The organism is Microbulbifer variabilis ATCC 700307 (assembly GCF_000380565.1).
GTDB lineage: Bacteria > Pseudomonadota > Gammaproteobacteria > Pseudomonadales > Cellvibrionaceae > Microbulbifer > Microbulbifer variabilis.
The window spans coordinates 266712-278429 of record NZ_AQYJ01000024.1; the positions used below are offsets into that span (position 1 = coordinate 266712).

General features: G+C 53.7%; 12 protein-coding genes and 1 other RNA gene. 7 read left to right on the plus strand and 6 right to left on the minus strand.

Translation table 11 applies throughout. From position 1 onward, the window contains the following. Positions 1-16: 16 nt before the first annotated feature. Complete coding sequence (locus G367_RS0108050) at positions 17-637, plus strand: Yip1 family protein (protein ID WP_020412607.1); 621 nt, start codon at positions 17-19, stop codon at positions 635-637. Positions 638-690: 53 nt separating this feature from the next. Here G367_RS0108050 and G367_RS0108055 read toward each other — a convergent pair whose 3' ends face one another. Together G367_RS0108055 and G367_RS0108060 are read right to left on the minus strand one after the other, a co-directional pair. Then, the gene (locus G367_RS0108055; protein ID WP_020412608.1) at positions 691-2589 is read right to left on the minus strand and encodes a M48 family metallopeptidase; all 1899 of its coding nucleotides are present in this window, start codon (positions 2587-2589) and stop codon (positions 691-693) included. A 3-nt stretch (positions 2590-2592) separates the two neighbouring features. Then, the gene (locus G367_RS0108060; protein WP_020412609.1) at positions 2593-3189 is read right to left on the minus strand and encodes a LemA family protein; all 597 of its coding nucleotides are present in this window, start codon (positions 3187-3189) and stop codon (positions 2593-2595) included. 182 nt (positions 3190-3371) lie between these two features. On the opposite strand from G367_RS0108060, the gene G367_RS0108065 reads away from it, so the two are divergent. Beyond that, positions 3372-4562 (plus strand): thiolase family protein, encoded by a 1191-nt coding sequence (locus G367_RS0108065; RefSeq protein WP_026305002.1) that lies wholly within the window; start codon positions 3372-3374, stop codon positions 4560-4562. Positions 4563-4656: 94 nt separating this feature from the next. On the opposite strand, the gene G367_RS0108070 is transcribed toward G367_RS0108065, so the two are convergent. From G367_RS0108070 to G367_RS0108085, 4 genes are all read right to left on the minus strand, one after another. Continuing rightward, complete coding sequence (locus G367_RS0108070) at positions 4657-5247, minus strand: BON domain-containing protein (protein WP_020412611.1); 591 nt, start codon at positions 5245-5247, stop codon at positions 4657-4659. Positions 5248-5250: 3 nt separating this feature from the next. After that, positions 5251-5841: an SIS domain-containing protein gene (locus G367_RS0108075; RefSeq protein WP_020412612.1), complete on the minus strand. Its 591-nt coding sequence runs from the start codon at positions 5839-5841 to the stop codon at positions 5251-5253. A 64-nt stretch (positions 5842-5905) separates the two neighbouring features. Further along, positions 5906-6268, minus strand: a complete 363-nt coding sequence (locus tag G367_RS0108080) for a YraN family protein (RefSeq protein WP_020412613.1) — start codon at positions 6266-6268, stop codon at positions 5906-5908. Continuing rightward, a complete protein-coding gene (locus G367_RS0108085) occupies positions 6255-8168 on the minus strand; it encodes a penicillin-binding protein activator (protein WP_020412614.1) in 1914 nt (637 codons plus the stop codon). Before G367_RS0108085 ends, G367_RS0108080 begins: the two co-directional genes overlap by 14 nt. A gap of 39 nt (positions 8169-8207) precedes the next feature. On the opposite strand from G367_RS0108085, the gene rsmI reads away from it, so the two are divergent. The 5 genes from rsmI (at position 8208) to ftsL (ending at position 11606) form a co-directional block, all read left to right on the plus strand. Further along, on the plus strand, positions 8208-9050 hold the full coding sequence (gene rsmI, locus G367_RS0108090; protein WP_020412615.1) for a 16S rRNA (cytidine(1402)-2'-O)-methyltransferase: 843 nt from the start codon (positions 8208-8210) through the stop codon (positions 9048-9050). 70 nt (positions 9051-9120) lie between these two features. Beyond that, positions 9121-9474, plus strand: an RNA gene (gene rnpB / locus G367_RS24990) — RNase P RNA component class A. Positions 9475-9936: 462 nt separating this feature from the next. Further along, entirely contained in the window at positions 9937-10380 is a 444-nt protein-coding gene (gene mraZ / locus G367_RS0108105) for a division/cell wall cluster transcriptional repressor MraZ (protein WP_020412616.1), read from the plus strand. A gap of 12 nt (positions 10381-10392) precedes the next feature. Next, entirely contained in the window at positions 10393-11325 is a 933-nt protein-coding gene (gene rsmH / locus G367_RS0108110) for a 16S rRNA (cytosine(1402)-N(4))-methyltransferase RsmH (protein WP_020412617.1), read from the plus strand. 5 nt (positions 11326-11330) lie between these two features. Continuing rightward, complete coding sequence (ftsL, locus tag G367_RS0108115) at positions 11331-11606, plus strand: cell division protein FtsL (protein ID WP_020412618.1); 276 nt, start codon at positions 11331-11333, stop codon at positions 11604-11606. Positions 11607-11718 lie beyond the last annotated feature (112 nt).

The window sequence follows — 11718 nt, forward strand, 5'->3', positions numbered from 1 at the left end:
TGAAGGGAGTTTCAGCGTGCGATTACTCAGTCACACAATCGGCATTCTTACTAATCCTGAAAAAGAGTGGAAAGCCATCCGAGCGGATAGACATTCTTTTTTCCAGGTTTTCGTGACCCATGTTCCATTTCTGGCTCTGATCCCTACAGTTGCCGGCTACTTTGGTGTCACACGGGTGGGGTTTGAGGTGGGGGGGCATCTGGCCAAGTTGACTCCGGAGAGCGCAGCAGTTTTGTCTATAGTGACCTACTTTGCGTTACTGGTCGGAGTCTATTGCCTTGGGGAATTTATTAACTGGATGGCGAGGTCCTATGGTGTCGAGGGTGATGAACCTACACGCCATTATGAAGGCACCGCGCTTGCGGTCTTTATCACTACGCCAATTTTCCTCGCTAGTATTGTGGTTCTTTTCCCCCACCCTTGGCTTACTATGGCCGCCGTGGGCATTGCGGGGATGTACTCAATCTATCTGGTATTTGCCGGTATCCCAATTTTGATGAAGATGAACAAAGAGCGGGCATTTCTTTATGCCTGTGCGGTGCTCACTGTGGCGCTTGTCATGATGGTTACTGTCTTAATTACTTCGGTAATTTTGTGGAGCGTAGGAATAGGCCCTGTCTATCAGCATCACGTTTAATAAATAAGTGGAAACAAGCCGGCAATGCCGGCTTATTGGTTAGTCGACCCGATTTATGGCTGCGCTGGTAGCAGAGGTGGCATTGGGCAGTCCAAGCTATCTGCTACGGCCCGGAGCAATTCGATTTCCTCTGCCTTGATCACCCCGTTATGGCTTAGGGTTAGTACCATTGCCTTTAACAATGCCGGTTTATCCAGAGCTTTCATCTGTCCTGCAATGGCGATGGCCTTGTCGAGCCGCGGTAAATTTATATCCTTGTGACTTGGCAGTGGTGTGACCTCTATACCCAATGCCTTGAGGCCTTGCTCATAAGCCCTTTTGGCAGGTAGATACTCACTATTGCCCGAATGGGCGATAGCGGCGAGAAGGAAACAGTTGGCATCTTTGCTGGCTCCCTTTTTATTGGAAAGCCGCTGTCGGTCAGGAGAGCCCTCCAGTGCGTGCATCAGTACCCGATATAGGGCCCACTCCCAAATCTCAATTTTTCCATCGCTGTGCAGCAGTTTGATCAGGTTTCTCTTGAATACTTGATACTGCTGAGGGACCAGTGCTCTCAGGGCGGGAACACAAAGATCCAACAGGGCCAAGCGTGCACTATTGGGCAGGCTTTCCAGCTGTGTCTCCAGTTGTCGCATTTCCCGCACCACTGCTGGATGGGCAATTTTATTGAGTAGTTCGCGTTGTACTTGCCGCTCTGCCCCCTCCTTGTGTAACAGCAGGTGATAAATCAGCGCGCGTGCGGCGAAGGGGTCATGAGCTGCCTGCTGAAGTCCAGAGGGAATAGATTGAAGCAGCTGGCGTCCGTATTGCACCTGTTGTTCGCTCGGGTTGGCAATGCTGTTATCTACAGCATCCAGCGCTGCCTGGAAGGGTGCGGATTTTGCGAAAGTGGATACTTGCGCGGACTCAACAAATGCAGGGGGCTGTGATTGTGAGGCGTTATTAGTATTGTCGGGGTAAAGGCCATTCCAGCTGGGGTCGAGTCGGGTGATACGATCTGACAGAGGCGGATGTGTGGCGAAGAGGTTAAATAGCGAACGCTTCATGCTATTGGCAAAAAACATATGGCTGTATTCCGCTGCCCTGCCGCTGGTCAGAGTCGATTTTGAGCCGTAACTGCCAATCTTTTTTAGTGCGCTAGCGATACCTGTATTGTTCCGGGTAAATTGTACTGCAGAGGCATCTGCAAGGAACTCCCGTTGGCGACTAACTGCAGACTTAATCAGGTTGCCGAAGAAGGTTCCTGTATAGCCCACAACCATTAATGCTGCGCCGAGCCCAAACAGAGCCGCACGCCCTCGGTTTTCTCGATTGCCAGGGTAAATTCCGCGAACCAGCCAATGGCCGAGCAGGCCAATAATCAAGATACCGTTCAGCATTCCTACGATACGGATATTCAAACGCATATCGCCATTTAAGATATGGCTGAACTCATGTGCCACTACACCTTGCAGTTCCTCTCGATTAAGGTTTTCAACACAGCCTCGAGTGAGGCCGATCACTGCATCGGTGGGTTTGGAGCCCGCGGCGAATGCATTGATCGCATCATCCTCAATCAGGTAGACATCCGGCACAGGGGTACCTGAGGCGATTGCCATTTCCTCTACAACATTCAGTGCGCGTTGTTCGTTGGAATTCTGCGGAGCAATATTGAGCTTGCGTCCGCCGAGGGATTCGGCCACTGCGCTGCCGCCGGCGTTGAGTTGGTACAGTTTATATAGGCTGCCGAGGGCGACAATGGCAGCAATCGTTAGGGCGATGGATATCACAGTTTGCCAGCCCAGTAATTGCTCGATAGTACTGAATGAAAAAGGCTGGCCGCGAGAGAGCGCTATCGCTGCGGCAGCGACTAAAGTGGTCAGGGAGATCAGCAAAACTACGGCTAGAGCGAAAAGCCCTACAAGCAGGAGACTGTTTCGTCTGGCGCGATCCTGGTACTCAAAAAAATTCATCTCTTAAAACTCGATACGAGGAGCTACCTGAGCGGCATCTGAGTCGGCAAATTCCAGCAGTTGGGCATTGGCGCGATGCCCGAAAAAACCAGCCAGCAATACTGGCGGAAAGCTTTGTTTGTATATGTTGTAATTTGTGACCGAGTCGTTAAATGCCTGCCGTGCAAAGGCAACTTTATTCTCAGTACTGCTCAGCTCCTCGTTGAGTTGCATCATGTTCTGGTTGGCTTTCAGGTCCGGGTATGCCTCCATTACTGCAGTAAAGCGTCCCAGGGCGCCATTCAGGGCGCTCTCTGCACGGCCAAGTTTGCCGATGGCAGTGGCACTTGACGGGTTTGAGGCTGCTGCCTTGAGATCGCTGATGGCGGTATTGCGCGCAACAGTTACGGCTTCGAGGGTTTCCCGTTCGTGTTTCAGGTAACCTCGAGCAGTTTCCACCAGGTTGGGGATCAGTTCGTGGCGCCGTTTCAGTTGTACCTCTATCTGTGCAAAGGCGTTCTCATTGCGATTTTTTAGGGAAACCAGTTTGTTATAAATCCCTACTCCATAAAACAAAAGTGCAGCAATAACCACCAGCACGATAATGCTTGATAACTCCATAAGTCCTCTCGCCACGTTTTCTTATGATTGGCGCCGATAGTAACACGCTCCATCTGCCGGGCGACGCTAGTAGTGAAACTGGCTCTGGCGGAGCAGGGTAGTGCTTCGGCTATAATGCGGCGACTATAAAACACAATTGCCGCCACAGCAGAGAGGGCGGTGTAGAACTGGGAGCAGACAGAATGAGTGATGTAACTTCAGACCCCGTAGTGATCGTCGGAATGGCGAGGACCCCGATGGGTGCCATGCAGGGTAGCTTATCCTCCTTGAGTGCCCCACAGTTGGGCGCAGCGGCAATTCGTGCGGCTCTGGAAGATGCAGGGGTAGCCCCCGCAGATATCGATGAAGTCCTGATGGGTTGTGTGCTTCCAGCAGGTGTGGGACAGGCGCCTGCGCGCCAAGCTTCGCTGGCAGCAGGTATTCCAGACAGCACGCCCTGTACTACCGTCAATAAGGTGTGTGGTTCTGGTATGAAGACTGTGATGATGGCCCGGGATGCGCTGTTGTTGGGGGAGGGCAAGGTCATTGTTGCCGGTGGTATGGAAAGTATGAGCAACGCCCCCTACCTTTTGCCTAAAGCCCGTTCCGGCATGCGCCTGGGGCACGGTGAGGTTAAGGACTCCATGTTTCTCGATGGCCTTGAGAATGCTGAAGACGGCAAATTGATGGGTGCTTTTGCTGAGGGTACTGCGGATAAGTATGGGTTCTCTCGTGAAGAGCAGGATGCGTTTGCCCTGGAGTCCCTGGCTCGTGCCCAGGCAGCAATTGAAAATGGTGATTTTGCCCGTGAAGTTACCCCGGTAACCATTGCTTCCCGGCGTGGAGAGGTAGTCGTCAGTGTAGATGAGGCTCCAGGCAGTGCTCGTCCAGACAAGATCCCGCAGTTGAAACCGGCTTTCCGCAAGGATGGCACTGTCACTGCAGCCAACTCCAGTTCTATTTCCGATGGCGCTGCGGCATTGGTACTGATGCGAAAAAGTGAGGCTGATAAGCGCGGACTCAAAATATTAGCGGTTATCAAAGGGCAAGCTCAGTTTGCCCGTGAGCCCGAGTGGTTCACTATTGCCCCAGTGGGTGCCATGCATAAGTTGCTGGAAAACACCGGTTGGTCTGCTGCCGATGTTGACCTGTTTGAGATTAATGAGGCTTTCGCCGTGGTAACCATGGCAGCCATGCGTGAGCTGGAACTCCCCTGGAATAAGGTTAATGTGAACGGTGGCGCTTGTGCCCTAGGCCATCCATTGGGTGCCAGCGGTGCTCGAATCTTGACCACCCTGTTGGCCGCTATGGAGAAGCGCGATGTTAAGAAGGGCATTGCTAGCCTTTGCATCGGTGGTGGTGAGGCCACGGCGATAGCTATTGAGCGCCTGTAACTTTGGCTTAAAGCTTCACCAATAAAAAACGGAGGCTTAGCCTCCGTTTTTTATTCGGATATCAAATTGTTAAATGGGGTACAACATCACAGTATCAATTGATGTACTCCACGGCTTTTACGACCTTCTGTACTCCACCAATTGAACGGGTTACGCCCGCAGCGCGTTCTGCTTCCGCCGGGGTCAGAAGCCCCATCAAGTAAACCACCCCATTTTCTGTTACCACTTTGATGCGAGCCCCATCAATTTCCTTATCTGCAAGCAAATTGGTTTTCACTTTAGTTGTCAGCCAGGCATCACTGGTGGAGGCGAGAAAGGTGACTTTGCCGCGTACCTGTGTCTCGTTGTACACCTGTCGTACGTTCTGAACCTGCTCAGCAGTGCGGCCGGCAAGCATGCGAAGTTCCTGGTTGGGTACCTGGCCTGTGAGCAAAACCACCCCATTGAAGGAGGTTACGTCAACATTTGCTGCTTTCAGGTCGGGGTGGGCTTTGTTGATATTCACTGTGACAATGGTTTCGATTCTCTCATCATCGATATAAGTCCCCAGCGAGCGTTTCCCTGGGTCTTGCTGGATGGGGCCATCGTGAGTGGCCTCCATAACTGTGCTGCAGCCGCCAAGCAGAGTGGCTATGGCGAGCGCGGCCAGAAGGCATTTTCCAACAGAAGATAGTTTTGTTTTCATGGTTCAGTCCTCATAGCCACCGAACAGGCTGCTGTCGATCAAGTCGCACAGGCAAAAAATAGTCAGAAGGTGTACTTGGTGTACCTCTGCTGCGACATCGGAAGGCACGCGCAGTTCAATATCATGGTTATCCAAGAGGGCAGCGCAATCGCCGCCATCTCCACCGGTGAGGGCCAGGATTCCCATGTCGCGGTCTCGGGCGGCGCGCATAGCTTGTACCAAGTTGGAGTCCCCGCCATCGCTACTAATTATTATCAGCAGGTCGCCGGGTTGGCCAAGAGCGCGTACCGGGTGGGCGAAAGTATCCGCACTGCCATGATTTTGTGCGACGGTGCCCATGGAGACACCGTCACTATTGAGTGCCATTGCTGGCAGGCCGGGGCGCTCGCGTTGGAAGCCGCCAGTTAATTGCGAGCTGAAACTCTGCGCCAGGGCGCCACTGACACCATTGCCGCAAAGAAGTATTTTGCTCTCTGCTAGCAGTGTGTGCACCACCATCTCACTGGCCTCCGCAATCAGGGGCGCCAGTATCTCACCGGCGTTCATGGTGGCTTCCAGACTGTGGTGAAAAAGGGTTACGACTCGCTGTTCCATTGTGTCCTTAATTCAGGCGAACCGCAGTTCGCCGTAACTTGGCAAGGTAAATCTCGGTTTTGCCTTAGGCTTCGAAGGCGTTCTTAATCCACTGAATGTTTTGCGCATCGCCGTCTATGGCAAGGACATCGAAGCGGCAGGGACAGTCCAGTTTGTGCTGTTGTAAATAGCTGTGCGCGGTGGCTAGCAGCTTTTGCTGCTTGCGAATATCCACGCTGGCTCCGGCACCGCCAAAGCGACTGCTACGGCGGAAGCGCACCTCCACAAACACGACAGTATCGCCTTCACGGGCGATAAGGTCTATCTCTCCGTGACGACAGCGGTAATTGCGTTCAGTCACCGAGAGCCCCGCGCGTTGTAAGTGAAGCGCTGCGGCACCCTCCATGCGTGCGCCGACAGTACTGGCTGGACGCTTAAAGAGCTTCACTGTTTCCTGTCAGCTGGCCGTTGTCTTGAGGTATCGACAGCGGCTCTACAGTTGTTATTGGCACAGGCACCCCCTTCTCGATTCGTGCCCACATCTGTTCTCGCACAATGCGGCCATCAGCACTCAGACTGAGTGCCCCAGTGAGACCATGTACTTTCTGTTGCGGAAACTGGCGCAACATGGGAAGGCGTGGGTAGAGGCGGAATGCATCGGCGCCCAGAGCGTATAAACGGGCAAATGCTGGTGCCGGAGCGGCTTGTTGCTCTATGTCTTGCTTGGTCTGGTTATTCTCAAATAACCAGGGCAGGGCGGTAAAGCGTACGCCGTTAATATCGCGGTCACGATTTGGATTGACACTACCACCAAAAACATGGGAGGTGGCATAAACCGGTAGGTCGCCGGCGTAGTAGTAGGTCAGCATAGGATTGAGTTGGCGGGCCTGTTGGGGCAGGGCTGCTACAAACACCATATCGACATCATCGCGGCGCCGTGGGGTGAACTCCAATGGCGCGGCCAAACGGCCCTGCAGTTCCTTTTTGCGCGCTTTGCTGGCTGGGATTAGTAAAGCATCGCTAACCAGGTTGGCAAACTTGCTGTTATTGGAGAATGTCTTGCCAATACTGACTGAGCCGCCGAGATTTTGCCATTCCTCCCGGAATGCTTCGGCCCCCCGTTGACCCCAGCTGCTATTGGTGGTGAGTACCATTGCCTGGCGGTGGCCCTGACGGTAGGCATGTTGGGCGATCTGACGGGCTTCGTCCTCAACAGCGAGGCCAAACTGCACTAGGTCATTGGTGAGTCGTCCCTGGTCACCATAGTTTAGCGCCAAGGTGGGTACTGGCAGCTTCTCTGTCGCCAGTAGGTTGGAGACTTTGCTCTTGTCCAGGGGGCCAATAATGAACTGAGCGCCTGCATCCACGGCATTCTGGTAGATTTCCTCGAAGGGCTGCTCTGTGCCGGTATCGTATACCATGACCCTGGGAGTGGCTCCTCCGGCGTTCAGGGCTGTGTAGTGTGCTGCCATAAAGCCATCGCGGATCGCGCGACCGGCACTGCCAAGTGAGCCGGATAAAGGCAGTAGCAGGGCGATGCTATCGGCGCGTTGAGCCGCTAGCCGTTCGAGCAGCTGTAATGCTTGTGGTGGATGTGTGTTGGCGCTATGCGCTGGCCAGCGCTCACGCCAGCGGCTAAGGGCGGTAAGTTGTGAGCTGATATCAGTCTGAGTATCTCGACCCAGTAGCGCCAGCTGATACCAGCCGCGCATTTGGGTGTCGCTGCTTTTATTGGCGCGATTCTTTAACTCACTGGAAGGTAGCTGGGTAAGTAGTTGCCATAAGCCATTGTTGTTCTCAACGATCGCGCCATCAGACTTCACAAGGTAAGAAATCTCACGTCGCTCACTAATGGCGCTGTCGAGATTACCAAGGAGGCCCCAAAGGTCTGCGCGCAAGTTGCGTAAGGGTAGCGCAGTCGACCGTGGCAATTGCGCCCAAGCACCCTCAAGGCGTGGAGATGTAGCTAAGTCCAGGGCTTCGAAGAAGTCATCGCCATCGGCAAGTAAACTGCCATACACCTGTGCATAGCTGGCATAGAGGGTGTTATCCAGCTGTTCGGGAATAATTTTCACAACAGCTTCTTTGGCTGACTCTTTCTCTCCCAGCTCGTATAGAATGGCGGCCGCCCGAAGGCGCTGCTGGTCCCGCGCGGGAGCCGGCAAGGTCTCGGCGCTACGCAGTAGGCGAACGGCATCGCTGCGGCTGGCTTTGTGGCTGGCCGGGTAGGTGGGCTGGTAAGCCCCCGGTCGGGAGGCTGGAGTTTGGCAGGCGGTTAAAGCCAGTGCCAGTGCTGCCGCAGCCATGCTGGTGATCACAGTAGACGTGCGCCGGGAAGAGGCGGACATATTCTTCTCCCGCAATATTTATATTTGGAGTGAACAACTATGGGGCCGGATCAGGCGATGCTTTATATTGTCGCTACGCCTATTGGTAATTTGGCCGATATGGTACCGCGAGCTGTTGAAGTTCTACAATGTGCCGACCTGGTTGCGGCGGAGGACACACGTCACAGTCAGAGACTCTTTTCCCATTTCGATATTGAAACGCCCTTGATGGCGTATCACGACCACTCTGATGACAAGCGCACTGGCCAGATTTTGCAGCGGCTTGAGCAGGGGCAGACGGTGGCGCTGATTTCTGATGCGGGTACCCCTCTTATTTCAGATCCAGGTTATCGTTTGGTGCGAGAGGCGCGTGAGCGGGGAATCCGTGTAGTGCCGATACCTGGGCCCTGCGCCTTTGTAGCTGCTTTGAGTGCTGCAGGCTTGCCTAGTGATCGCTTCAGTTTTGAGGGGTTTCTGCCGGCCAAGGCCGGAGCCCGTGAGCGGGCTTTGCAAGAGTTAGCTGGTGCTACCCGCACGCTGGTTTTTTACGAGGCGCCACATCGAGTTGCGGATACCCTTGAAGCAATGGCAAAAGTGTTTGGTGCTGGGCGTGAAGCAGTAATTGCTCGTGAGCTTAGCAAGGCATTCGAGACTTTCCGCCTTATGCCGCTCGGTGAGCTGGTCAGCTGGGTGCGCTCGGATGCTAATCAGCGGCGTGGCGAAATTGTCCTGCTGGTACGCGGAGCCGAGCGTCGCCTAGTCAATGAGCTGGATGCGGAGGCGCAGAGAGTGATGTCGCTACTCCTTGCGGAGTTGCCGCCCAAGAAAGCTGCGGCTATCGCTGGGGAAATTACTGGCGTTAACAAGAAAGAGCTTTACAATTGGAGCTTGCAGCAGAAATAAGGCGCGGGCTTTTCTTTGTAATTAAGCTTTGCCTGTTGCAATCCCGCTGTCGCCTCATTACTCTTCGCCGCGAGCTGGCCGGGCAATCGCTGTCACCTTGTGTGATGGAGGAAAGTCCGGGCTCCATAGGGTGGAACGCCAGGTAACGCCTGGGGGGTGTGAGCCTACGGAAAGTGCAGCAGAGAGTAGACCGCCGATGGCTTCTTCGGAAGCACAGGTAAGGGTGAAAGGGTGCGGTAAGAGCGCACCGCGCGGCTGGTAACAGTCCGCGGCATGGTAAACCCCGTTCGGAGCAAGACCAAATAGGCCCTCTATAGGTGTGACCCGCACTGAGGGCGGGTAGGTCGCTTGAGGTGTCTGGTGACAGGCATCCCAGATGAATGATTGTCCTCGACAGAACCCGGCTTATAGGCCAGCTCATCCATTCCCGAAGCCCGGCAAGTGCCGGGTTTTCTCTTTTCTATAAATCCGGAACCCTGTTTTTGACGCTTAATTCATGTGGCGAGGCTGCAGTGCGACTATGTGGCGTGTGTCACACGACTTGAATTGTTAGTTTAAAATAATCGATCATTTTGTGAGTGAGTACTCGCACTAATTTGTTGATATGTGAAGATGACATTGGCGCCACTCGCCAAATCTATTCTGTAAGCCGCGAGTTTACTGGGGTTTATGGGGACTTTGGGGTCGATTTCCTTGACTTTGCGATACCCAGTTTTATAGTGTCAAAGGTGGGAAAAAGTGGAAAATCGTGGAACTTTGTGGTTTATTCGCAGCCAGTAAGTGGGTGTTTACATTGCGCGAATAAAGTTTGGGTTTTCCCGCTAGCAACCTGCAAAGGTGCAGTTCGCTGCGATAGGCGTAATTGATAGCGAGTGAAAATCTCAAAGTGTATTTGGGTAGCCATGCAATCAATATGGATGCCAAGGGGCGTCTGGCGATACCAGCGCGGGTCCGCGACCGGCTGCTGGATGACTGCGCCGGTTGTTTGGTGCTTACTGCGCATACAGAGGAGCGTTGCTTGCTGGTTTACCCTGCGCCCCAGTGGCAGCAGATTTTACCAAAGATAGAGTCCCTACCCAGTTTTAATAAAGTGGCGCGCCGCGCCCAGCGTCTTTTAATTGGCTATGCCTGCGAATTGCAGGTGGATGGTAATGGCCGGGTATTGATCCCACCTACCTTGCGTGAATACGCCGGGCTGGAAAAGAAGCTGATGCTGGTAGGGCAGGGAAAAAAATTAGAACTTTGGAGCGAGGAACGCTGGATGTCCTGGCTCGATGACAGTGAAGATGAGGAGGGAATGCCAGAGGAAATGGCATCCCTCTCTTTATAAGGAGTACACGGGGTGTCTCAAGAATTGCATCGCAGTGTGTTACTGCGCGAGGCCGTGGACGCCCTGATTACTGATCCAGACGGCTTTTATATCGATGGGACTTTTGGCCGTGGTGGCCACAGTGCCGCAATCTTGAAACAGCTAGGTCCCAAGGGACGTTTGCTGGCCGTTGATAAGGATCCACAGGCGATTGAATACGCCCATCAGCGCTTTCAGTCTGATTCACGTTTTTCGATCTGGCACGGCTCTTTTGCCGATATGGACAGTGCGGCGGCTGAGCAGTCGGGGCGGGTCAACGGCATTTTATTGGATTTGGGCGTCTCATCCCCGCAGCTGGATCAAGCTGAACGCGGTTTTAGTTTTATGCAGGATGGGCCACTGGATATGCGCATGGATACCAGTCGTGGTCTCAGCGCAGCCCAATGGGTGAATACCGAAGATGAGGCTGAAATGGCCAGGGTCTTCAAAGAGTATGGGGAGGAGCGTTTCGCTCGCCGTATGGCTGCCGCTATCGTGCGCCGCCGGGTGGAAAAGCTCTTTGAGCGAACTTTAGATTTAGCGGAAGTAGTCAAAGCGGCCAATCCCGCCTGGGAGAAAGGCAAGCATCCCGCCACCCGGGTTTTTCAGGCAATTCGTATCCATGTTAATGGCGAGTTGGATGATTTGCAGAGCGCGTTGGATAAATCCCTGCAGCTGCTGGCTCCGGGAGGGCGGTTGGTCATTATCAGCTTCCATTCGCTGGAGGATCGCATGGTCAAGCGCTTTATTCGCGAGAAGGAGCGTGGCCCGCAACTGCCCCGGGGGCTGCCGGTAATGGATAGTCAGATCGCCAGGTCTCTGCGCTCTCTGGGTAAGGCAGTGAAAGCCAATGAAGTTGAGGTGGATGAGAATCTGCGCTCGCGCAGTGCGGTAATGCGGGTTGCGGAAAAGCTGTCAGGGAACTGATAGCAATGCGGGGCAAACTTTTGATCGGGCTCGGGTGTTTGTGGTTGGCCGCGATGGCTTCAGCCCTGTCTGTAGTTTATTCAACCCAGCGCAGCAGAGAACTGACCGCTGAATTGGGTAGAGCACAAAAAGCTCAGGATGAACTGCGCTATGAGCAGGAGCGTTTGCTGTTGGAGCGAGGAGCCTGGTCTGCCTACAGCCGCGTGGAAAAGGTAGCTCGCGAAGAATTAAAAATGCATGTGCCAGCTCCATCTGATCAGGTGCTGGTAACGGTGGATTGATATTAAGAACTACAAGCCTTAATAGATTAGGCCCCGTGGTTTGTATGTCTTTGTGCTTTTAAGAGTGGCACCAAAATAAGCATAAGAATTTTGAGCGTAAAGGGTTTTAGGC